This is a genomic window from Comamonas sp. Y33R10-2 (assembly GCF_019355935.1).
Taxonomy (GTDB): domain Bacteria; phylum Pseudomonadota; class Gammaproteobacteria; order Burkholderiales; family Burkholderiaceae_C; genus Comamonas.
This window is the reverse complement of sequence record NZ_CP079925.1, coordinates 1,269,791-1,291,140: the sequence shown is the minus strand read 5'-3', so window position 1 is coordinate 1,291,140 and position 21,350 is coordinate 1,269,791. Positions and strand designations below refer to the sequence as shown.

The 21,350-nt window shown below is 55.5% G+C and carries 21 protein-coding genes; 11 read left to right on the top strand and 10 right to left on the bottom strand.

Going from position 1 to position 21,350, the window contains the following annotated elements; translation table 11 throughout:
* Positions 1 to 12: 12 nt before the first annotated feature.
* Both KUF54_RS05855 and KUF54_RS05850 read left to right on the top strand, forming a co-directional pair.
* Positions 13 to 2,703: a sensor histidine kinase KdpD gene (locus KUF54_RS05855; RefSeq protein ID WP_219345716.1), complete on the top strand. Its 2,691-nt coding sequence runs from the start codon at positions 13 to 15 to the stop codon at positions 2,701 to 2,703.
* 35 nt (positions 2,704 to 2,738) lie between these two features.
* Positions 2,739 to 3,437 carry a response regulator gene (locus KUF54_RS05850; RefSeq protein WP_219345715.1) on the top strand — a complete coding sequence of 233 codons (699 nt, stop codon included), beginning with the start codon at positions 2,739 to 2,741 and terminating at the stop codon, positions 3,435 to 3,437.
* A 174-nt stretch (positions 3,438 to 3,611) separates the two neighbouring features.
* Here the strand turns inward: KUF54_RS05850 and KUF54_RS05845 are convergent, their stop codons facing one another.
* Positions 3,612 to 4,538: an AraC family transcriptional regulator gene (locus KUF54_RS05845; RefSeq protein WP_219346286.1), complete on the bottom strand. Its 927-nt coding sequence runs from the start codon at positions 4,536 to 4,538 to the stop codon at positions 3,612 to 3,614.
* A gap of 207 nt (positions 4,539 to 4,745) precedes the next feature.
* On the opposite strand from KUF54_RS05845, the gene KUF54_RS05840 reads away from it, so the two are divergent.
* The gene (locus KUF54_RS05840) at positions 4,746 to 5,477 is read left to right on the top strand and encodes an SDR family oxidoreductase (protein WP_219345714.1); all 732 of its coding nucleotides are present in this window, start codon (positions 4,746 to 4,748) and stop codon (positions 5,475 to 5,477) included.
* 184 nt (positions 5,478 to 5,661) lie between these two features.
* On the opposite strand, the gene KUF54_RS05835 is transcribed toward KUF54_RS05840, so the two are convergent.
* Positions 5,662 to 6,285 carry a tyrosine-type recombinase/integrase gene (locus KUF54_RS05835; RefSeq protein ID WP_219345713.1) on the bottom strand — a complete coding sequence of 208 codons (624 nt, stop codon included), beginning with the start codon at positions 6,283 to 6,285 and terminating at the stop codon, positions 5,662 to 5,664.
* A gap of 541 nt (positions 6,286 to 6,826) precedes the next feature.
* Between KUF54_RS05835 and KUF54_RS05830 the strand changes: the two genes are divergently transcribed.
* Together KUF54_RS05830 and KUF54_RS05825 are read left to right on the top strand one after the other, a co-directional pair.
* The gene (locus KUF54_RS05830; protein WP_219345712.1) at positions 6,827 to 7,270 is read left to right on the top strand and encodes a hypothetical protein; all 444 of its coding nucleotides are present in this window, start codon (positions 6,827 to 6,829) and stop codon (positions 7,268 to 7,270) included.
* A 10-nt stretch (positions 7,271 to 7,280) separates the two neighbouring features.
* Positions 7,281 to 7,880, top strand: a complete 600-nt coding sequence (locus tag KUF54_RS05825) for a hypothetical protein (protein ID WP_219345711.1) — start codon at positions 7,281 to 7,283, stop codon at positions 7,878 to 7,880.
* Between the two features lie 371 nt (positions 7,881 to 8,251).
* Here the strand turns inward: KUF54_RS05825 and KUF54_RS05820 are convergent, their stop codons facing one another.
* Positions 8,252 to 10,120 (bottom strand): hypothetical protein, encoded by a 1,869-nt coding sequence (locus KUF54_RS05820; protein WP_219345710.1) that lies wholly within the window; start codon positions 10,118 to 10,120, stop codon positions 8,252 to 8,254.
* Positions 10,117 to 11,232 carry a ParB/RepB/Spo0J family partition protein gene (locus KUF54_RS05815; RefSeq protein WP_219345709.1) on the bottom strand — a complete coding sequence of 372 codons (1,116 nt, stop codon included), beginning with the start codon at positions 11,230 to 11,232 and terminating at the stop codon, positions 10,117 to 10,119. The genes KUF54_RS05820 and KUF54_RS05815 overlap by 4 nt, the downstream gene beginning before the upstream one ends.
* Before the next feature lie 62 nt (positions 11,233 to 11,294).
* Between KUF54_RS05815 and KUF54_RS05810 the strand changes: the two genes are divergently transcribed.
* Entirely contained in the window at positions 11,295 to 11,474 is a 180-nt protein-coding gene (locus KUF54_RS05810; RefSeq protein ID WP_219345708.1) for a hypothetical protein, read from the top strand.
* 269 nt (positions 11,475 to 11,743) lie between these two features.
* Complete coding sequence (locus KUF54_RS05805) at positions 11,744 to 12,127, top strand: hypothetical protein (RefSeq protein ID WP_219345707.1); 384 nt, start codon at positions 11,744 to 11,746, stop codon at positions 12,125 to 12,127.
* A gap of 264 nt (positions 12,128 to 12,391) precedes the next feature.
* Here the strand turns inward: KUF54_RS05805 and KUF54_RS05800 are convergent, their stop codons facing one another.
* The 3 genes from KUF54_RS05800 to KUF54_RS05790 all read right to left on the bottom strand — a co-directional run bounded on the left by KUF54_RS05800 (position 12,392) and on the right by KUF54_RS05790 (position 14,117).
* Positions 12,392 to 12,586, bottom strand: a complete 195-nt coding sequence (locus KUF54_RS05800; RefSeq protein ID WP_219345706.1) for a hypothetical protein — start codon at positions 12,584 to 12,586, stop codon at positions 12,392 to 12,394.
* Positions 12,587 to 12,682: 96 nt separating this feature from the next.
* Positions 12,683 to 13,477 carry a metallophosphoesterase gene (locus KUF54_RS05795; protein ID WP_219345705.1) on the bottom strand — a complete coding sequence of 265 codons (795 nt, stop codon included), beginning with the start codon at positions 13,475 to 13,477 and terminating at the stop codon, positions 12,683 to 12,685.
* A gap of 109 nt (positions 13,478 to 13,586) precedes the next feature.
* On the bottom strand, positions 13,587 to 14,117 hold the full coding sequence (locus KUF54_RS05790; protein ID WP_219345704.1) for a hypothetical protein: 531 nt from the start codon (positions 14,115 to 14,117) through the stop codon (positions 13,587 to 13,589).
* 53 nt (positions 14,118 to 14,170) lie between these two features.
* On the opposite strand from KUF54_RS05790, the gene KUF54_RS05785 reads away from it, so the two are divergent.
* The 3 genes from KUF54_RS05785 to KUF54_RS17370 all read left to right on the top strand — a co-directional run bounded on the left by KUF54_RS05785 (position 14,171) and on the right by KUF54_RS17370 (position 16,529).
* Complete coding sequence (locus KUF54_RS05785) at positions 14,171 to 14,470, top strand: helix-turn-helix domain-containing protein (protein ID WP_255576325.1); 300 nt, start codon at positions 14,171 to 14,173, stop codon at positions 14,468 to 14,470.
* 772 nt (positions 14,471 to 15,242) lie between these two features.
* Entirely contained in the window at positions 15,243 to 16,136 is an 894-nt protein-coding gene (locus KUF54_RS05780) for a LysR family transcriptional regulator (RefSeq protein WP_219345703.1), read from the top strand.
* Between the two features lie 60 nt (positions 16,137 to 16,196).
* Positions 16,197 to 16,529, top strand: coding sequence for a hypothetical protein (locus KUF54_RS17370; RefSeq protein WP_255576465.1), 333 nt, complete (start codon positions 16,197 to 16,199; stop codon positions 16,527 to 16,529).
* Between the two features lie 43 nt (positions 16,530 to 16,572).
* Here the strand turns inward: KUF54_RS17370 and KUF54_RS05770 are convergent, their stop codons facing one another.
* The 3 genes from KUF54_RS05770 to KUF54_RS05760 all read right to left on the bottom strand — a co-directional run bounded on the left by KUF54_RS05770 (position 16,573) and on the right by KUF54_RS05760 (position 20,221).
* Positions 16,573 to 18,018, bottom strand: coding sequence for an aldehyde dehydrogenase family protein (locus tag KUF54_RS05770; RefSeq protein ID WP_219345702.1), 1,446 nt, complete (start codon positions 18,016 to 18,018; stop codon positions 16,573 to 16,575).
* Positions 18,019 to 18,047: 29 nt separating this feature from the next.
* On the bottom strand, positions 18,048 to 19,127 hold the full coding sequence (locus KUF54_RS05765) for a zinc-binding dehydrogenase (protein WP_255576324.1): 1,080 nt from the start codon (positions 19,125 to 19,127) through the stop codon (positions 18,048 to 18,050).
* A 101-nt stretch (positions 19,128 to 19,228) separates the two neighbouring features.
* Complete coding sequence (locus KUF54_RS05760; RefSeq protein WP_219345700.1) at positions 19,229 to 20,221, bottom strand: tripartite tricarboxylate transporter substrate binding protein; 993 nt, start codon at positions 20,219 to 20,221, stop codon at positions 19,229 to 19,231.
* Between the two features lie 550 nt (positions 20,222 to 20,771).
* Between KUF54_RS05760 and KUF54_RS05755 the strand changes: the two genes are divergently transcribed.
* Positions 20,772 to 21,350 carry a LysR substrate-binding domain-containing protein gene (locus tag KUF54_RS05755; RefSeq protein ID WP_219345699.1) on the top strand — a complete coding sequence of 193 codons (579 nt, stop codon included), beginning with the start codon at positions 20,772 to 20,774 and terminating at the stop codon, positions 21,348 to 21,350.

The following is a 21,350-nucleotide window of genomic DNA, read 5'->3' as shown; positions in this document are numbered from 1 at the left end:
GCTGAGACACCCATGCCAAGCCACACCGTCCCGATAGCCCCGCGCCCCGATCCAGATGCGCTGGTGGCCCAGTTGCAAGCCGAGCATCAACAGGCCCAGTTGGGCAAGCTGCGCATTTACTTTGGCTCCAACGCGGGCGTGGGCAAAACCTACGCCATGCTGGCAGCCGCACAGCGCGAGCGCCAATCGGGGCGCTCGGTCTTGGTGGGCTTGGCAGAAACGCATGGCCGCTCCGAGACCGAGCTGCAACTGCATGGGCTAGAGCTGCTGCCCCGGCGCAGCATGGCCTATCAAGGCAAGCAACTGCCAGAGTTTGATCTGGACGCAGCACTGGCGCGCCATCCGGATGTGCTGCTCCTTGACGAGCTGGCGCACAGCAATGTGGCCGGCTCACGCCACCCCAAGCGCTGGCAGGATGTGCAGGAGCTGCTCGATGCGGGCATTGACGTGTGGACCACGCTCAATGTGCAGCACTTAGAAAGCCTCAACGATGTGGTCAGCTCCATTGTGGGCATTCAGGTGCACGAGACCGTGCCTGACCATATTTTTGACGATGCCGATGAGGTCATCGTGGTGGACATTCCTCCAGAAGAATTGCTCAAACGTTTGCGGGCCGGCAAGGTCTACCCGCTAGAGCAAGCAGAGCGCGCCTCGCGAAATTTCTTCCGCTTAGGCAATCTGCTGGCGCTGCGCGAATTAGCACTGCGACGCACAGCCGACCGCGTGGACGAGGACATGCGCGACTACCGGCGCGAGCGCTCGATTGGGGAGGTATGGCCTACCCGAGAGCGTTTGCTGGTAGGCATTGGTGGGCGGGCCGGTGATGATGCACTGGTGCGTCAAGTAGCCCGGCTGGCGCGGCGGCTGGAGGCCGAATGGGTGGTCGTGTACGTCGACGCTCCCCAAAGACAGCACCGTCCACGCCTGGCCCAAGAAGCTGTTCTCAAAACGCTGGCGCTGGCGGCACGACTGGGAGCCGATACCGCCACCATTCCCGGCGCCAATGTGGCGCAAGCACTGGTGGACTATGCCCGCGAGCGCAATGCCAGCCATTTGGTGCTGGCCCGTGTTCAGCAACGCTTCAATCGCTGGATGCCTTGGAGACGACCTAGCTTGCCCGAAGAGATTGCGTTACTCAATCCGGGACTAGACGTGTTGGTGCTGTCTGTTCACAGCGCCAAAAGTGAGAGCGCTTCTGCAGCGCCCGCCAGTGCAAGTCGTGGGTTTTCTTGGCGTGGCTATTTTGGCGTCACGCTGGCCTGCTTTGCGGCGACAGGATTGGCCGAAGTGCTGCTGGAGGTGTTTGACCCCGCCAACGTAGTCATGTTGTTCTTGCTGGTTGTGGTGCTATCGTCTCTGCGCTGGGGACGCGGGCCGGGGGCTTGGGCGGCGCTACTTTCCGTGCTGCTGTTCGATTTCTACTTCGTGCCGCCGCGCAACTCTTTTAGTGTGAACGACACACAGTACATCTTCACCTTCTGCCTGATGCTGGGTGTGGCCTTGGTCTGTGGCCAATTGATGGCCCGACTGCGCCATGAAGCCCGGGTAGCGGCAGAGCGCGAACGCCGCGCCGGGGCCTTGGCACGGCTGGCGCGCGATTTGTCAGGGGCACTGACGCAAAATCAGGTCCAGCAAATTGCGCTGACTACCATTTCAGGCGTATTTGATGCGCAAGCGGGCTTGCTGCTGCCAGACAGTGATGAGCAACTGCACATCGCCCGTGGCAGCGAAGGTGCCATTGATACGAGTGTGGCGCTGTGGTGCATCGAGCACGGTCAGATGGCCGGCCACGGCACTGACACGTTGAGCGCAGCACATGCACTTTACGTGCCACTGATGGCGCCGGTCAGGGTCCGCGGCGTACTGACACTGCACATGCGCGCTCCCCTGCGACTGCGCGTACCCGAAGAGCGCCGCCTGCTCGACGCCTGCGCCAGCCAAATTGCACTGGCGCTAGAGCGTGTGCACTTTGTGGAAGTCGCCCAACAAACTCAGGTAGCGATGGAAGGCGAGCGCATGCGCAATACCTTGCTGTCGGCCGTGTCACACGATTTGCGAACGCCGCTGACCAGCATTTTGGGCGCAGCGCAGGCCGGCTTACCTCATACACAACCCGGTGCTGCGCAGGACATGTTGATGCAAATTCGCAATCAAGCCCAAGCTATGCAGCAGCTGGTTGAAAATCTTTTAGCCATGGCACGCCTGCAGCAAGGTGGGGTGCATTTGAAACGCGAATGGTTGCCTGTGGATGAGCTGGTGGGCAGCGCTTTGCGCCAGATGCAGGAGCGTTTAACGAGCCATGTGGTGCGCACCGAATTGCCGGCGGATCTTCCCTTGCTGCACATCGATGCAATGCTAATGGAGCGTGTGCTGGTCAATTTGCTAGATAACGCTATCAAGTACACACCTGCCGGAACGGCTATCACCGTGAAGGCCCAGAACGATGGAAAGGATTGCCTGCTGTGTGTGGAAGATGCAGGGCCAGGCTTGCCCGGGCACGTGCCGCTTGAACAATTGTTTGAGCCCTTCACTCGGGGCGAAGCTGAATCCACCGTGACGGGCATGGGCCTTGGACTGGCCCTTGCGCAGCGAATAGTTGAGGCCCATAACGGTAGCTTGCGGGCAACTGCCGCACAGCCCGGGCCGGGCACGCTGTTTACGATTCACTTGCCGGTGCCAGAGCAACCCACCCTAGACGCCTGATAACGGCAACCCATACTTGTAGTGTTTCTTGAGATATGACTTCTTCTCCTCGTATTTTGCTAATTGAAGACGATGCCAACATCCGACGCTTCGTGCGCTTGGCATTGGAAGATGAAGGCTGGCATGTCTGTGAAGCAGACACGGCCAAGCGCGGCTTGATTGAAGCGGCAAGCCGCCAGCCTGATGCCATCGTGCTGGACTTAGGGCTGCCCGATGGAGATGGAAAAAGTGTGATTGCCGAGCTACGTGGCTGGAGCCAATTGCCAATCTTGGTGTTGTCAGCGCGTGAGCGTGAAGAGGAAAAGGTTGCTGCGCTCGATGCCGGAGCCGATGACTACCTGAGCAAGCCCTTTGGCATTCCTGAGCTTTTAGCGCGTCTGCGCGTGATGCTGCGCCGCAGCCAGCAATCAGCATCAGCTGAAAAGCCCGGCAGCCGCGTATGTTTTGGTGACGTCACCGTGGATCTGGCTAGCCACGAAGTAAGGCGCAATGATGCTGCCATCCACCTCACACCCATCGAATTTCGTCTGCTATCTGCTCTGATCGCAGCTCAGGGCCGTGTGCTAACCCACCGACAGTTGCTATTGAAGGTGTGGGGACCTGAATATCTGGATCGCCAGCATTATCTTCGGGTGCACATGGCCAATTTACGCCAAAAAGTTGAAGCCAATCCAGCCCAACCGATTTATTTAGTCACTGAGCTGCAAGTGGGGTACCGATTAGTGCTTAGCTAGATGCACCTTTGTTTAAGGCACTCAATATTTCGTCCGTATCCAACACTGAACTGAACAATGCTTCAAGCAATTGAAACTGCAGCCGGTTGCGGCTGTCGCTGTTCGACCCTAAGCAGCAATTCCATCTCAGCATTCATAAGTCCAACTACTGAGCACTCTTGTTCTAGGTACTTGTCAAAATTGCACGCGCATCATTTGCCCTACGTCAGTTTCCTGTGTGGCGGGAAGCAAGGCAAATAGCTCGGCCATGCACCTAGCTTCCTCTGCGGGGCTACGTCCAAAAAAGCGTTTGAATTCTCGGCTGAACTGGGATGGGCTTTCATAGCCCACGCGGGCTGCCGCTGCGGCAGCGGTTTGCCTGTCGCGGATCATCATCAAGCGGGCTTGGTGCAAGCGGATCGACTTGATGTATTGAATGGGCGTTGTACGTGTCAATGCTTTGAAGTGGTTGTGAAATGCCGCTACGCTTAAATCGGCGTCATGGGCCAGGCCGCCAACATTCAACGGCTGTGCATAGTGGGCATGGATACGCCGTAGCGCCCGCGCAATTCGCCCGAAATGTCCTTGCAAGCTTAGGGCAGATCGAATTACTGAGCCTTGTTCACCGAGCAGGACGCGAAAGTGCATCTCCCGCACAATGGCCGGGGCCAGCACCTTAGCTTCCAAAGGAGAAGCTAGAGCTTCGAGTAGCCTCAATGTCACCTGCTGCAGATAGTGGTCCAGCGGCGTAGACACGATGCCCACGAGCGGTGCCAGCGCTGGCACCGGCGGACCTTCTTCAGCCAGCGAGATGAGTAGTTCTGCCACCAAAGTCATATCAAGACGAATGGAAACCGCCAACATGGGTTGCTTAGCCGTGGCGTCGGTCTCAGATGAAAAAGGCAATGGCACCGAGAGCACCAGGTAGTGCTGCGAGTCATACAGATAGACCTGCCCATCGAGGTAGCCACGCTTGGAGCCCTGGCAGACGATGACGATGCTGGGTTCGTACAGCACCGGTGTACGCGCCACAGGCTGATTGCAACGTAGAAAACGTACACCGTTGAGTCGTGATTGGGTATAGCCCTCATGAGGTGCGAGAAGGCGCAGCAGATCGCCCATGCGCTGTTCACATTCAGCAGGTGTCACACAACGCTCCAACTTGCAAAGATGCGGCCATCGTATCCGGGTCTAATGCGTGAATCGTCAGAACATAGCGTCTGAAAACAGGATTAGGCAAGCATGGCAGAGCATTGCATCTGCTCTTTTGTAAGACTTCTCCATAGCATCGAAACACTGAAATTTCATGCGACATAAAGGAGAAACACCATGCCAGCTCAAACTCAAAAAGTCATTCTGATCACCGGTGCCAGCAGCGGCATTGGCGAAGCCACGGCCAAAGTACTAGCCCAGGCAGGCCATGCAGTCATGCTCGGTGCGCGTCGCACGGAACGGCTGCAGGCATTGGCATCTGCCATCGTTAACACAGGTGGTACAGCCCGCTTCCAAAGTCTGGACGTTACTTCGCGCGAAGACACGCAGCGTTTTGTGAGCGAGGCTTTGTCTGCATTTGGGCGCATCGATGTGCTCATCAACAATGCAGGGGTTATGCCACTGTCACCCATGAATGCACTCAAGATCGATGAGTGGGACCGCATGATCGATGTGAATATCAGAGGTGTTCTGTATGGTGTTGCCGCCGTGCTGCCTGCGATGAATGAGCAGGGGTATGGACAGATCATCAATGTGTCCTCCATCGGTGGTTTGAGCGTGGTGCCTACAGCTGCTGTGTATTGCGCCACCAAGTACGCGGTGCGTGCCATCTCAGACGGCTTGCGACAAGAGAACGACAAGCTGCGTGTGACCTGTGTTTACCCCGGTGTGGTGGAGTCGGAGCTGGCCAATCACATCACCGATGCCGCCACAGCGCAGCTGATGCAAAGCTACCGGCAGATTGCTCTAAAGCCAGAGGCTATCGCAAATGCCATCGCCCACGTGATTTCGCAGCCCGCCGATGTGGACACTAGCGAGATCGTGGTGCGGCCTACGGCTTGTCTGTAGCTTGTCGCTAAGTAATTGGCATGGCGCTTGAAAGTTAGCTCTTTCAGGCATCAGTCTTAAGTGCTGGAACGCTGTTTAACGGCTGTTTCTGGCCGAGTGATTCATTCCAGGCCTTCGCCGTAAAGCAGCCGAACAAGTCGTGCCGCCTTGTCCCAGACAAAGGCAGCACGACCGTAAGCATGATTCAGATCTCGGTTTGTTCGGAAATCTCCAACGCATCGTCAACCTCTATGCCGAGATATCGGACGGTCGACTCCAGTTTGGAATGCCCAAGCAGTAACTGAACGGCTCGTAGGTTCTTGGTTCGTCGATAGATCAGCGTGGCCTTTGTTCGTCGCATCGAATGGGTGCCGTAGCTGGCCCGCTCCAGACCCAATTCCTCCACCCAATGTCCCAGGATGCGGGCATATTGGCGAGTTCCCAGATGAGGAGAGTTGTGGATCCGACTGGGGAACAAAAAGCTATCGGATTTCAGTCCTGCATGCTTGATCCACGCTTGAAGGGCATCTCGTGTCGTTGATGTGATTTCAAACTGCACGGGGCGCTGAGTTTTATTCTGCATAACGATTGCACGTGTCGCCAACTGATTACCGTGGCACACGTCGCTGACCTTCAATGCTACGAGGTCGCAGCCCCGCAATTTGCTGTCGATGCCTAGGTTGAAAAGCGCAAGTTCGCGGATTCGGTGCTCCATCTGCAGACGTACACGAAGCGCCCAGATGTCTTTGACCTTGAATGGAGCCTTTTGCCCCACAATTTTTCCCTTGTTCCACGGCTCGCGATGGATGGCGTTGGCTACGGATTCCATGATGGACTCCCATCGAGTTGAGGGAGAACAAAAATGCGCTTAATTGGCCAGGAAGTCGATGCACTGGCCGTACTGCACCTGTATAAATTCTCTGGTGAACGGCTGCTAACTGGCGTATTTTTGAACTGCCGATCCCGGCCAAGAGCGGTCATTCCATCATTGGTGTTCGGACTACTTGCAACAAGCTCCAATCTCGAAATTTTTAGATTTTCCTAAAAGTTTTACTTGTGATTGCTCACTCTTGGAATTGCAGATAGATTCAGTTTCATAAGAACGATGAGCCTATTTCCCTGCCATCTGAATCTAGTTAGGTAACATGAAGACCAGAAGTGAATTGATTAATGAACTCTGGAAAGAGTTCTTGGAGAAATCGGGTGCAGGAAAGCCGAGTAGTCTGCCATTCAAGATTTTCATCTTTGTGCTTCTTGGGCTCTTTGCTTTTGGCGTTGTCCGTCATTTTTTCAAATGAGCGTGCAAGGCCTAACCCATAGTTTCAGCAGACTGCCTTCGGCAGCCGCTGAACCTGCTCTAGTTAATCCACATGTCCTCTGAATTTGAAGACGCTCGTCGCAGTCTTAACGATCTTCCAGAATCAGCCCAGAAAGCTAAAGCTATAAATCTTCTGGCCGAGATTGAAGAGGCAGAAAAGCTTAAAACCGAGGCGCTGAATAAACTAGAATTCGCGGCGCCATCCCCGCATAAGAATCGCGATGACTGGCTTCTTTCAGGGTTAATAGGACTGCTTGCCATTGCCGCCCTATACACCGGCATCGACGCCATCTGGAACGCTGAATACTGCTCTCGCTCACGAAGCGGTAGCAGTTGCACCCGTGGTCTCAGAGCCCAGCTCCAAGGCGGAGCAACTGTAGCCATCGCTCTCCTGCTGGGCGTCGTTCCTGTTCCTGCATGCAAAGTCAAGGTCGCAGTGAGCTGGCTTTTGGGCATCACTGTTGCGATCCTATTTATGGCTTCGTTGTTTGTGTAATGTGGACTAATTGAATGTCTCAGAAGGGTCGATAGCGACAGCAGCAAGCGGCCAGCAGCGGCCGTTCACTGGATACAGTGCGGTGCACGTTGCAAACGTATTTCTTAATAAGCATTCCAATGCATACAATGATTTCTTATCTGTTTCTAGACAGGAAAACTCAATGGAGCGCTGGGAGGTCATTGAACGCTTTGTTCTTATTGTTATCGCCGCATTGCTTGTCGCCTTGGGCTTATGGCTGCTTCTCTTTCGTAGTGGCCCTGAAAGATTTGCTTGGCTTGCGTTACTGACACCATGTGTTTTTTGGCTTTTTTGGCAAGCACTCTACGAAGACAACCTCGAAAGTACACACCCCCCTTCCAGTGGCGAGTATTTGCTGGCCTTTATTTGGTTTTGGTCTAGAAGACTGGTGATAGGAGCAATTTCAGTCATGTGCGCAGCCGGATTTGTGTACGCACTGGTCGGCCCTGACAAAATTATCGAAGGGGCATTGGCGTGTGGTGTTCTGTCATTTTTCGCGGGCTGGGTTGCTCTCTTTGGCTGCGGAAAAGAAATGTCGATGTCGGATGATTTACGCATCCATCGTCAACGTAGGAATCGATACGAATGATTCGGTTTTGAGGAATGCAGGTTTACTTTTGAAAAAGCCAATGACGAATTAAATGTCGGTTATGGGTCGATAACGCCACTTGATACCCCGTGAGAGCGGACGTCCAGCACCATCTTGGTAGCCTGCCCCCACACTGTCCGCTACTCACCAGAAACCAGCCAGTGGGGGCTGGCTAACGGTGTTCCCAGGAAGACTGCTATCTGGCTAAGTCGGCAGTTCGGGGAGCAGACATGAACTTCTGCAACCGCTGCAAAGCAGACCAGGATGACGCCACTGTTCGCTATCTTTACGTGTAGAAGTTTCGATCATCTCGGAACTTCTACTGGTCACTCCTTTTGCGAAGAGCCTTGGCACGCGAAGCAAATGCTTGTTCAATCAGGTTGCGCAGGTTTGCGGTTTTTAAGCTTTTGCAGTTCTTGCGTGTCCACAGGTTTGACTGGTCGTGCAGTCTGAATCCTGTCTTTGATCACCGCCACATCCGGCTTGATCTTTTTTCCGCCTCTGACTCGAATACCGTAATGCCGGATGGTTTCAGCACTCCATTCACCGATCACGGCTGCCATCTCCTCCGACGTCCAGCCTGATTCACGCATTTCTGTGACCAGGGCGTGTCTGAACATGTATGCAGAGAGGGTTTCCTTGCAGCCATTTTTGCGTTGCTCTGGGTTGAACACTTTTTCGCTCAAACGCTTCAGGTGGGTCCTCATGCTTTTGCTTTTTTTGCTGATCTTCAGTGATCCCTGCTCTCTAAGCTCATCCACAAACCATTGCGGCAGCAATTTGGGGTTGAGCAAAAAGCTCCTCCACGGCTGGCCTGCGGTTTCCCGCACTTTGGCTCCCTGTATGTACACATCGACCCCCAGCTCTGTCCATTTCACCTGAACACCTCGCTCCAATTCCTCAGGTCGCATTCCGCAATAGCGCAGCATCACCCCTGCATACCGGTAGGTGGGCGACTGCTCATTCACAAAGTCAAACTGCTCTTGCCATCCATCGGGCAGATTTTTGAGAGCGTACTTTTTGCTTTTCTTGGGATGTTCTTTCTCTAAGCGTACGGGTGGCCACTCTTCTTGCCCCCTGTACTCGTCGTAGGAGAGTGAACAAATTTCTTGGTATTCAAACCAGACCTCTTCCAGCGCTTTGACATCTCTGTACCACTGCAAACTCAGACCCTGCGTGCGTTGCATCTGGTCTTGGGCAGCAGACAACTTTGTCAAGCGAGCTATGCAACCCCATTTGACGGCCGACCGGTATTGGGAGAACGTGCTTTTCGCCACATTGAGCATGTCGAAGGTATCGGTCCAGGGTATGCGGCTGGACTTCGATACCGTGTGCTGGAACAAAGGCTCAAGATATTTGAGGCGCTTTTGGTAGTCAGCGATCGTGGTCTTCCCTGGCTCCGTGTCTTTGCGATATACACGTACCGCAGCAATTTCTTGACGCGTCGTTCGCACGACTTTGATGATGCTGAAAGCCTCCGCCTTTTGTTCTGCGCTGAGAAACGGTTCAGGTACTGCAGTGACTTTCTGATCAGGCACCTGACCATCTGGGGCTGGCTTTGCCGCAGATCGCCTCGCCAATGCCAAGGCCGGCAGTTGACGAAGGCGCCAGAAAAACAGTGCTTCAAACGACTGAATATCCGGGTCATTGGCGGCCTCGGGATCATGAACCCCAAGGTTTCGCAGGCTCTGATGCGCCTCCCATTTACGGATACCTGGATGGAGGGTCAGCGAATCATTCGAGTCCATTTTTTCGTGAACGCTCTCTGAGTCGACTTCGAATTTTTGATCGTTGGCGCTGTCAGGCTTCCTATCGTTGACGCTTGAAACGCTCACGTTCCGTGTCGGTGTCGAATCCAACATCCGTGTCGCTTTCGCAAGTCCTTCGTCAGAAATGAGAATATAGGCTCTCGATTTCTGCCGGTCCGCAGGTGCAAAATCCGCGCCAGACACCTGCATCGGCGATGCCTCAGCAGGGTCTGTCACGCCTTTTGCGAGATCAATGGTTTTTGCCTGCGGAATACACGGGACTGCGCTACGCGCCCCCTCACCTGAAGGTTCGGGTCCGTCCCACATTACCGAACGGTTCGAGAAAGCCTCTTGCTGAGAGTTACTGAAAGGTTTCTCAGCAAGGTTCGGTAATGTGGGGTCCGTATCGTTTTCGGAAGGCCTTTTCGTGATCGAAGTAGGTTCGTCAACGCCAAGCTTCGCTGGCTGTTTCGCATTCGTATTGCTCATCATGCGCGCTCCTCGCCAGTGACTTGGCTGTCATTGGCAGCAGGCTGCTTCGCTGTCACTGCCATGATTTCTGCGGCTGCTTTTTTGATAGCAGGCTTTCTAACTGCGGGGTTGAGGACTTTGCTGCGCAGGAATTTTTCGATCAGCTTCGCCAAGTCGGCTTGTTGTCTAGGGTTGAGTGGCAGCGCAAGGCTGATTTGAGGCAGGCCTTTTTTGTCGATGGCGACATTTCCCAACGCCTGTCCGTCCACCTCGATGGCAAGTGGGCTGCCTGGGGTGTTGAACGGTTCAACACCTGTGGCTAGGCCCTTAGCCAGAGCGGCCGCTTCAGCTGCCTCAATCAGTTTTGCTATGACTTCCTTGGCTGAGATTTCTTGGCCCTTGATGGACTCGGCGCATGCGATAACCGGATCTCTGGCCATCGTCACTGCGTCTTTGAGAGGTTTGGCATCCCTGTATTGAATTTCTGATGCACTGCTGAAAGCGGCAATCACGGACGCAGGCAAAGCAGCGATGTCGATCGCTTTTTGCACCACCGACACATCGAGCCCGACCACCCTTGCCAATTCTCTGCGGGAGACGCTTTGGCTCGAAGCGAGGATGTGCTGCAACTGCATGCCCAATTCATAAGGGCTGAGCGGCTGACGAAGATGGTTTTCGACAAGGCGATCGATGAGCTCACGCGTGGGCTGCACTTTTTGCACGATGGCCAGCACAGGGAGTTGATGCATTTTGCAGGCACGCAAACGCCTAGCTCCGGAGATCAAACGGTAGCGAAGTGGAGAGTCCGAAGGGATCTCATGGGGTGCCAACTCCCGCACGGCGATAGGCTGCACATTGCCGCGGTTGTGCAGAATGCTATCTGCCAGCAAAAAGAATTCATCCGAGTCAAAGGACTCTTCCAGCCGATTGGGCGAAGTGCCCACATCAATACTCTCGGCAGCTAAGAGGAGGAGCGCCGACGAGAGATGCGAAGGAGAAGAATGAGTTGGAGCAGAGCCCACAACAGTAGCTGAGACAGGGTCCGAGACCAGAGGGATATCGACATCCTCAGGATGACTGATTTCGGGAGCCGGGGCAGGACGAGCTTCGAGAGATTTCTGAACAGCATTCATGGTGCATTTCCTGGTGAAAGCACTGCATGCGCATCAAGCTCATCGATATAGGAGACCCACACGTGAACCAACTGCGCATTGCAGCGAAAGCATTCCTTGATGGAATAGGTTTTTGGTTCACGGGTGGGCCATCACCGCAAATACGAGCCTGCCCAACCCAGCAAATAGCGCGTGATGCGCTTGGCCAGGCCTCGTCCATTGTTTTTGCACAATGGGTATTAAAAAGTAGCTCGTCTTTTTAAAGAATAGCGAAGAATTTTGCGTTGGTGGGCCGGAGGTGGATTTTTAGCGCGCTTTATTTTTGACACTCAGAATGAATTCTTGCCCTGGTGCAGAGACTGCACCAGGGCAAGTATCTTGAATTCCTCCTAACTGGCGGCTCGGGTCACAGAGCAGAAGGGAGTCCAAACGGATTCCTCTTCGCATCCTCTGGGGCCTATCTTTGGGACACGCTCTGCGTGATGCGGCATGACGGCATATGTCTTGGCTACTGCTTGAATCAGCAAACTGGATGGACATCAGTCTCTGGCAGGTTCCGAAGATTTTTGAGCATGCCGTTCATAGCCTGGAACAGCCGCTAGACCTGCGGTGTGATGTCAATCGACGGATCGGCATCCATGCCCGACAAGGCACACAAACGGCGCCAAACTTTCAAATCATCCTGCAACCAGAACTACAGACCGCCGCCTGCAAGCATCGCTCCAAGAACCCTCGATCAGCGTCGCCGCTGTGCCTCAACGATTGCCTGGGCGCGTTGAAGCGCCCGCTGGAACTCAGGGGAGTCAAACACTTCTTTTGCGTCAACCTTGATCGTGCCTCGGCCAACGACGCGAACGGATTTGTAGGAGTTGTTGACCAATTGCGCGATCTCCCGGTCACGTTGCGTTGGGGCTAAGCCTAGCAGTCTTAACAGGCTTAGTAATGTTTTCATAAGTACCTCCGGCGGTTCATCTTCAGATAGCCACGGCAATGGGGAAGCGCAGTCTTGCAGGCACATCAAGGCTTGCACCATGCAGTCGAGCCGATGCAATCCATCACCTTGCATAACGGTTTGATCAGCTCCGCCAAGACAGGATCTGCAGCATCCTTGACGAGTACAGACTGGGCCAGATCCATCAACTCAGCAACCCAGGCCCGCAGATACCTAGAGTGAAGAGAGTTATAGGCAGGGGCCAGGGTCCGCATGCTCCAGAAACTGCTGGGTAAAGCCTTTTTGGTTGACGACCTCGTCATTCAAAGTTTGCCCTGCGCAATGCAGGGGCAGTTGAAGCATCGGTGGCAGTTGCCCGGCTTCTCCTTCGATGTGAACAGCGCGTGCATAGTTATCGGCAATTTGATGCAACCAAGCCTGCATGTCTGCGTCCAATGAGTCCTTGCGATGACACAAGAAATGATTCAGCTGGGCTTCAGGTGTGGTTCTGGATGATTCATGCCATCCTGAGGGCAAAGCTCAAACGTCACACACTTGCCAGCGTCCCTCGGGACTTTGCTCCAGCAGCAAAGCGGGATCGAATGTTTCGTTTTCGAACTGGCTCGACAGCCGCCCCATGGGATAGCCGCGGGGATTGCAGACCACCATGCAGCCGTTCACGTCGTACCGGCATGAACTGTGCGTATGACCATGAATCCACAGCCCTGCCTGCTGGAACATGGCTTGCGGCAATTGAGACCCAAAAGCTGCAGTGCATAGCTCTGCTTGATATTGCAAAGCCGTGGATTTTTTGTGCGGGTAGTGGTGTGTCACTACTACACGTGCCCCAGGATTGTCAGGGGAGGCAAGTGCCGCCTTTAACCAGCTCAAACTGCTTTGGTGACGCTTCAAAGTTTCTTCAGGTGTGCATCCGCGGATGGACTGATAGTCCATCATGTAACGCTTCGCCTCACTCATGGCCTGTTCGACATGATCAGTGCCAAAGTATTCGAAGTCGCTCCACAGCGTGGTGCCGAGAAACTCAACGCCGTTCAAGGTCATGGCATCGTTTTCCAAAAAATGCACCTCATTGCGCATCGCCTCTTCACGCATCTCATCCAGCGTGCGCTCCCAGTGCCCGTGATAGAGCTCATGGTTTCCTGCGACTAACACAACGGGCTTGTCGGCAAAGGTCCGACGGGACCATTTAACCGCTGTGGCGCCAATATGAATATCGCCAGCGAGTACCACGACATCGGCGGCCGCCATCACTGCGGGATCAGGTCGATATTCCGCAAACTCGACATGAAGATCGGAAAGGATAAGGAGCTTCATCGCTGAACTTTTTCTGATATCTGATTGTTGGAGTACGCGCACTCATGCGTGCGGTGATCCTGCCAATGAAGGGTATGGCGACGGGCATGGCCCGTCGTCCAAGAGCACCTCAAGCCCCTTGCGCAAATTCCCTCAGACCCTCGGCATCACCTATGGCATCAGGGGCAAAGACACGGTCAATAAGCCTGGAAACGATTTCGTGTTCGACGAGATACTGAAAATGGCCAACCGCCAATCCCATTCCGTCAGGTGTAACCGCCGTTTTGGTGCCTGTGGCGGTGCCGCTTCTACCAGTCCCTAACACGATGGCATCGACGACAAACGAAACTATTTCGCTACACCACCCTAGTCCGGGCACCCAATGCATCCGCCCACGTATTTGTGGATAGCGCATATCTTTGGCCAAGCTAAGAAGCGCCTCATCGTTAAGACGTGATGGCACCAAGCCTTCCCATCCATGCTTACTGAGCTGTTCATTTAAATATTCAATATCCGGCGCGGCAACTGGGCCGAAATCGCTCAACTTCAAAACAATTTTGGGACTATGTGGACGCCCATTGCACTTTGTCTTTTCTGTTGCTCTCTCGTGGCTGCCCAAAGCATCTTGCTCTTGGAGAACCCCATCTAGATCTAAACTCAAAATGAATCCTATAGGTTGTAGATCTAAAGGATTCTATGCATGTCAATCAGTACATGCATGAAAAGATTTTTTTTACCCACAACATTGCTGAGGCATTGAAGTCAGCACGCAAGCTCACCGGTACCACGCAAGAAGCATTTGATGAAATTTCCAGTCGCACTTACATCAGTGCGATTGAACGAGGTATCAAAACCCCGACCTTAAGCAAGATAGACGAGATCGCAGGATTGATGGGACTGCACCCCTTGACTGTTCTTGTATTAGCCTACGCTGGCACTGACATCAGCAAGCAGGGGAAACTGCTCGCTTCGGTGCAAACCCAACTGAGCAGACTTTCCATCAATCCTGAGTAACTAGCGCTTTTACCCGCTCGCTCATTTTTTGGAGCATTGCCTGTGGACTAGGCTCCGAAAATCGTAATACTTCCCTAGGAAATCCACGCTTTCCAGGGTGTGTTTCTGGACTCACTGGAATACAGGTAAATCGAGCAAGGCAATGTCCGCATTGATATGTTCTGTCGTCGACCGAGCAGCGCTCTAACGACTAAAAAAGCTACTTCACACATTTACTACCGCTCTGCAGCGGTTGCGGCAGTTTATGTTTTCCGCCTGGAACTATGGACTGCCCCCGCTGCAGTAGACAAATCCCAGCCTCACGCCCGGGCGCTCTCAAACGCCTAGGGGCAGTCCAGTCCAGTCCAGTCCAGTCGCGAATATCAAGCAGCCGCAGCCACTTTCCGCCTGTGTCATAGGACCATCCAGTGACGCTGAAATTTCGGTGCTCTCAGCTCGGCCACGGTCAAGCCAGCACCGGCTTATTGCATGAATTCAACAACCGAGTCGCTTCTTCAGACCCGATCTCTTGCCGATGGAGTTGTGGGGAAATTACCGACTCATGCATCGGGCCTACAGCGCGCAGGCTCGGTGCTTATGCAACAACGCCTTTCTATAATTCAAAGTGGTCCCATCAGGCTCACAACATTGCCACTCCTGATGAGGAGTACTTTGCAGCGATGCCGTTTACAGAAATGCAAGCGGCTTAGCCCCGTGTATCTCGCTTAGCAACTGAATTCAGTCGTGCAAAAGAGCGGGACCACTTCTGACATAACCTCCTCGAAGCTGTGCCATGAATTACTTTGACCCCATTTCTTTGCAGCTGTTCATTGCGATCTGCGAGATGCGAAGTCTCACTAAAGCTGCAGACCGGAGCAATCTCACAGTGTCGGCTGTCAGTAAACGGCTGGCATCACTGGAAGAACAGATCGGTGCTCCCTTACTTGAAAGAGGTCGCAAGGGCATTCAGTTAACGGCTGCGGGCGAAGCATTGTTACCAGCCGCGCGTGGACTGTTGCAGTCGATGTCCAAAATTCAGGCCAATCTGTCGGAGTTTGCACAATCCGTTCCGGGTCATGTGCGCATTGCATCCACGATGTCGGCCATCACTTCGTTTTTGCCGCAGGACATTCGAGCTTTTTTAAAGCGACATCCGCACGTTAAGGTAGATATTCACGAACGCGGAGCGGCGGACATTGTGCGCAGCGTGGAAGAAGGCCGCGCCGATATCGGCGTGTGCTGGGAAGTCACGGGCACGAAGCGTTTGCAGGTTCACCCTTACCGTCAAGATCACCTGGTGGTAATTGCCCATCAAGACCACGAAATCGCCAATCAGGAAAGCATCAGCTTTGCGGAAACGCTGGACTATTCACGTGTGACGCTGCAAGGAAGCAGTCTGGTGCAAGGAATCCAGCAACGCCTAGCCATTGCCGAGGGCAAAGCCCTTAAATCATCCATTCAAGTCCGCACCTACGATGCCGCCTGCCGTATAGCTGACGCCAACCTAGCCATTGCCATCGTGCCCCGCGAAGCCGCCTGGCCCATGATCGAATCCTTGCAGCTCAAGGCCATTGCGCTGACGGACAAATGGGCCCAGCGTCAATTTGTGATTTGCATGAAAGATTACAACGATCTGGCCGTGCACAGCAAACTGTTGGTAGACACGCTCAGTACACCGTATCGCTAACCTCCCTCAGCCTCCTGCGGGCGATGCATCCTCCATACGCCCCCGATAGAACTGAGACCAGTGCACCTACTGAATCGCCCCGGGTTTTCCAGCGACTATGAGGATGCAGTTGCTGCGTTTCTTGCGCGTCTGAAGCCGCAAACCGAACGGGTACAAGCCTTGGCTTTTGATGCATTTTTTGAAGTCGCCAATCTGCTGTACTACGGCCCCTGGATGGCTGAACGGGTGGTCGGAGCACGCGGCATCTACGAAGAAAAACCAGAAGCCTTGCTGGCGGTGTACTTCGGCAGTATTGGCGTGAAACACAGCTGCCATGCGCTGGCCTGTGCGCTGCTGGCCGACGCAGTAGGGCTCATTGCAACCATTGGCGTGGGCTATGCCATGCTGCGCTGACGGCCCCATTGTTCGTCCGCACGCAGGGAGCCGTCACCCCTCCTCAAGCGCTGATCACCAGCAAGGTTTCGTCGGTCATATCCCGGATCGCGTACTTGGGCCCTTCGCGGCCAATCCCACTGTCTTTGACACCGCCGTACGGCATTTGGTCCGAACGCCAACGTGAAGTCCCGTTGACGATGATCCCTCCCATCTTCAAGGTTCTGGCCGCCTGCATGGCCGCATGAATGGATTTGGTGAAGATCCCGGTTTGCAGTCCACTGCGGCCTTGATTGATCTGGTCGAAAACCGCGTTCAGGTCTTGGTAGCCCAGAATCGAGGCCACCGGACCGAAGATCTCCTCCTGCACGATGTGCGATCCCGGTACGACGCCAGTCAGTACCACGGGATCCATCTGTGCACCTCGGCGCCCCCCGCCGCACAGGACCTTGGCGCCCCCCTGTACGGCCTCATCCACCATCGTTTCCACGCGCCGCGCGGCCACTTCATCAATGAGGGTCCCGATGTCCGTCGAGGCCGCCATGGGGTCACCCACCCGAAACTGGCCCACATGCTCACACACCAGCTCCGTGAACTGCTGGCGTATGGCTTCATGCACGTACATGTTCTGCACGGAGACACAACTTTGTCCCGCCAGTTGCATGGCATTCTTGGCACATTGAAGTGCCGCGGCCTGCCAGTCCGCATCTTCATGCACGATCGTCGGAGCGGCGCCGCCCAACTCTAGGGCAACGCGCTTGAGGCCGGCGCGCGCACGAATGGCGGCCCCCACTTTGCTCGACCCGGTGAACGAGACAAAGTCCACACGACTGTCCGACACCAGCAAAGGCCCCACCTCGTCGCCATACAGCGCTGCAATGAAGCCCGACGGAACGCCTGCATCCACAAACGTTTCGATCAATCGGTGAAAGGCCAACGGCGCCTTGGGTGAGGGCTTGATCACAATCGGATTGCCCGCCGCCAGTGCAGGCCCGAGTTTGTGGGCCGCCAGGTTGATGGGAGCATTGAAGGGCGTGATGGCCCCCACCACGCCCACCGGGGTGCGCAGCACCATGGCCAGCTTGCCATGACCCGCCGCACTGGCATCCATGGGCACATGTTCACCTTCGATACGCACCGCTTCCTCGGCACACAGGCGAAGGGTGTCCGCCGAGCGCACCACTTCGGCACGGGCATCCACAATGGCCTTACCGGTTTCCCAGGTCATGGCGGTAGCGATCGACTCCGTGCGCGACTCCAGCAAATCCGCTACGTTGCGCAGCAGTCTGGCGCGTTCAAACCCCGGCATGGCGGCAACTTCGCCCTTGGCCCGGGTGGCCAAGCGCAATGCCTGGTCCAGGTCCTGGCTGGTCGATACCGGCACCATGGCCACAATGTCTCCGGTGTAGGGGTTGAATACGGGTTGCACCTGCGCACTGTCGATCCAGGCATCTCCGATGCGCGCCCGAATGCGCTGCGGAAGTTCGGTGGTGCTTGTCATCGAATTCATTCCTGTCTCCTTGTCGTGGACCTAGCCACTCACACCACACCATGTGGCAAAAGAATCTGTCGCACCGTGCCCCCCTGGGCCAGCAGATCAAAGCCATGGTTCAGCTCGGCGAACTGAATGTGTTTGCTGCGCAGCAAGTCCACCGGCAACTTTCCGTCAAGGTACATCGCAGCAAAGCGCGGAATATCCTGCTGGGGAATACCGCCGCCCATGAACGAGCCGCGAATCACTCGCTCCTCAGTCACCAGCTGCATTTGCTGCACGGTGAATTGCGCATCGGTTCGTCCCACTCCCACGCAGATCACTTCGCCACCGCGCGCCGTCACTTCCTGCGCCAGCCCCACGGCGGCGAGATTGCCGGAAATTTCAAAGCTGTAGTCCACCCCTCCATCCGTCAGTTCCCGCACATGCTGCACGGCCTCAGGGGAATGAGCATCCACGCAATCGGTAGCGCCAGCCGCGCGGGCCAACGCAAACTTGTCTGGCTGGATGTCCAGTCCCACTATGCGGCTGGCACCGGCCTCGCGCGCGGCCATCACGGCGGTCAGCCCTACCCCGCCCAAGCCCACCACAGCCACCGAACTTCCCGAGCGTACCTTGGCGCTGTTGAACACGGCCCCCGCACCGGTCACGACCGCACAACCGAACATGGCGGCAATATCCAAAGGTACGCGGCGGTCGATGCGCACCAGCGATGGGGCCGCCACCACCGCATACTCGGCATACACCGAAATGCCGCTGTAGTGGTTCAAACGATCGCCATTTCCCAGATGCAAACGGCGCGCGCCTGTGGCCAGCAAGCCTTCGGCTCTGGCCCCTGTGACTGCCTGACACAAACCTGGACGCCCTGCAGAACACACACGGCAGCGACCACAACCGGCCACGGCGGCCATGGCCACGTGATCGCCTGCAGACAAGCCGACCACACCCGCACCCACCTCCATGACGACACCCGCCCCCTCATGCCCTCCTACAATGGGCAAGGGGCGCTTGCGCAGACCCTCCAGCACCGACAGGTCGGAGTGGCACAAGCCTGCAGCACGTACCTGCACCAGCACCTCCCCTGGTCCTGGACCGTCAATCTGAACCTCTTCAATGCGAAAAGGCATTGAGCGTGCAAATGGCGCCTCCAATCCCTGTTCGTACATCACTGCGGCCATCATTCGCATACTGGATTCCTTGTTCTTGGACTATGGGTGGATTCGCCGCATCAGGCCTTGAAGCCCGTGCTTTGAACCATGTTGCGCCACATCGCCAAATCGCGCTGGATGGTGGAGCCAAACTCACTGCGGCTGTTGCCAATGATGCGATAGCCTGCCGCAGTCAGCCTCTCTTGCACTTGTGGCAATTTGAGGGCCAACGTCACTTCGGCATTGATCCGCTCCAGAAGTGTCGCAGGCGTGTTGGGCGGCGCTACCAAACCAATCCAATTGGAGAACTGCATATCGGGATACCCCACTTCCAGGAAGGTGGGCACATTCGGATAAGAGGGCGAGCGGGTCGCTCCATTGATGGCCAAGGCATTGAGCTTTCCGGCATTGACTTGGGCCTGGACCACCGCAGGTGTGGACATCAGTATGTGCACATCCCCAGAGAGCAGTCCCGCCAGTGCATCGCCCACCGTGCGGTAATGCACGGGATCGAACTTGAGCCCCGCTGTTTGCGCAAACAGGAATCCCGCGAAGTGCCCCGAAGTTCCCGCACCAAACGTGGCCAAGAAAGTCGGCGCAGGTTGGGTCTTGGCCCAGGCCACGAATTCCTTGACGTTCTTCGCTGTCACGTTGGGGCTGGTCACCATTACAACATCCATCCCGACAATGGAGGTCACTGGCGCAAAGTCCTTGACTACGTCATACGGCGGCTTGTCCATGGTTGCCGGCACCATGCTCATGTTCGCCGAGGAACCAATGCCGATGGTGTAGCCGTCCGGGGTCGCGCGCGAGATCTGCTGGCTGCCGATCAAGCCCCCGGCACCCGGCTTGTTTTCCACAACCACCGGCTGCTTCAATTGGATCGAAAGCCGTTCCGCAATCAGGCGTCCGATGAAGTCTGTGCTGCCACCTGGCGGAAAGGGAATGATCAACCGAATGGGGGCGGAGGGATAGGCAGCTTCGGTCGCATGCACCTGAGGCACCAGGATCAAAGCCCCGATGGCCCCCATCGCTTGGCGCCGCGTGACGCCCGGAATGGAACCGTTATTCATCTTGTCTCCTTGAAATTTTTATGTCTGAATGCCATTGCACTTTCCACCCGCATTCCGCAACGTTGATGTTGCTTGGATCATGGTAGGGATGTACCACCACGTTGACTTGAAGACTTCGACAATGACGGTTTCCATTCAGGAAATCACTTCGTAGAGCCGCTAACTCAGCCCTTAATGCGTCGTTGCTTCGCCTTGTCGTACGCTTGGCCACTTGCGCAGCGCATTCGACTCCTTTTCACTCTGGCCAATCGCATCCGGGCCGGTTCGCATGAATTACATTGACCTCGTCTACCTGCAACTCTTCATTTAAATTTGTGAGCTTCAAAGCCTGACGGAATCGGCCGATCGGCGGAACCTCACAGCCTCGCCCGTCAGCAAACGACTGGCCGCAATCGAAGAGCACATCGGCGCCCTATGCTGGAACGGGGACGCAAAGGCGTCCAGTTGACGGCTGCCGGCCAAGCGCTGCTGCCGGCAGCCTGCGGATTGCGGCAGTTCATGGCAAAGATTCAGGCTAATCTTTCGGAGTTCGCACAAACGGTACCGGGCCATGTCGGCCATCACCTCGTTACTTCCCCGCGACATTGGTGCCTTTGTGCAGCGCCACCCTCAGGTGCATGTCAGCATTGATGAACGGGTTGCTTCCGATGTGGTGCGCAGCGTGGAGGAAGGCCGAGCCGATATCTGCGTGTGCTGGGAAGTCACGAGCACCAAGGGTTTGCAGGTTCACCCGTACCGCCAAGACCACCTGGTTGTGATTGACCATCAAGACCACGAAATTACCCGCTTGGAAAGCATCAGCTATGCGGAGACGCTGGACTATTCCCATGTGACACTCCAAGGCGGCAGCCTGGTACAAGGCATCCAGCAGCGCCTGGCCATCGCCCTCAAGTCATCCATTCAGGTTCACACCTACGATACCACCTGCCGCATCGCTGACGCCAATCTGGTTGTCGCCATCATTCCGCGCGAAGCCACCTGGCCCATAATCGAATCCTTGGAACTCAAGGCCATTGCGCTGACCGACCAGTGGACCCAGCGCCAGTTTGTGATCTGCATAAAGGATCACATTGATCTGACCATGCCCAGCAAAATGCTCGTGGACACGCTCAGCGCACCGTACCGCTGA

Coding starts and splice junctions, on each gene's coding strand:
- KUF54_RS05770 (WP_219345702.1), bottom strand. CDS start 18,018: ATGAATTCGATGACAAGCACCACCGAACTTCCGCAGCGCATTCGGGCG.
- KUF54_RS05795 (WP_219345705.1), bottom strand. CDS start 13,477: ATGAAGCTCCTTATCCTTTCCGATCTTCATGTCGAGTTTGCGGAATAT.
- KUF54_RS05765 (WP_255576324.1), bottom strand. CDS start 19,127: ATGCCTTTTCGCATTGAAGAGGTTCAGATTGACGGTCCAGGACCAGGG.
- KUF54_RS05855 (WP_219345716.1), top strand. CDS start 13: ATGCCAAGCCACACCGTCCCGATAGCCCCGCGCCCCGATCCAGATGCG.
- KUF54_RS05805 (WP_219345707.1), top strand. CDS start 11,744: ATGGACATCAGTCTCTGGCAGGTTCCGAAGATTTTTGAGCATGCCGTT.
- KUF54_RS05845 (WP_219346286.1), bottom strand. CDS start 4,538: ATGGGCGATCTGCTGCGCCTTCTCGCACCTCATGAGGGCTATACCCAA.
- KUF54_RS05850 (WP_219345715.1), top strand. CDS start 2,739: ATGACTTCTTCTCCTCGTATTTTGCTAATTGAAGACGATGCCAACATC.
- KUF54_RS05755 (WP_219345699.1), top strand. CDS start 20,772: ATGTCGGCCATCACCTCGTTACTTCCCCGCGACATTGGTGCCTTTGTG.
- KUF54_RS05815 (WP_219345709.1), bottom strand. CDS start 11,232: ATGAATGCTGTTCAGAAATCTCTCGAAGCTCGTCCTGCCCCGGCTCCC.
- KUF54_RS05840 (WP_219345714.1), top strand. CDS start 4,746: ATGCCAGCTCAAACTCAAAAAGTCATTCTGATCACCGGTGCCAGCAGC.
- KUF54_RS05785 (WP_255576325.1), top strand. CDS start 14,171: ATGCATGAAAAGATTTTTTTTACCCACAACATTGCTGAGGCATTGAAG.
- KUF54_RS05780 (WP_219345703.1), top strand. CDS start 15,243: ATGAATTACTTTGACCCCATTTCTTTGCAGCTGTTCATTGCGATCTGC.
- KUF54_RS05760 (WP_219345700.1), bottom strand. CDS start 20,221: ATGAATAACGGTTCCATTCCGGGCGTCACGCGGCGCCAAGCGATGGGG.
- KUF54_RS05835 (WP_219345713.1), bottom strand. CDS start 6,285: ATGGAATCCGTAGCCAACGCCATCCATCGCGAGCCGTGGAACAAGGGA.
- KUF54_RS05830 (WP_219345712.1), top strand. CDS start 6,827: ATGTCCTCTGAATTTGAAGACGCTCGTCGCAGTCTTAACGATCTTCCA.
- KUF54_RS05800 (WP_219345706.1), bottom strand. CDS start 12,586: ATGCAGGCTTGGTTGCATCAAATTGCCGATAACTATGCACGCGCTGTT.
- KUF54_RS05820 (WP_219345710.1), bottom strand. CDS start 10,120: ATGATGAGCAATACGAATGCGAAACAGCCAGCGAAGCTTGGCGTTGAC.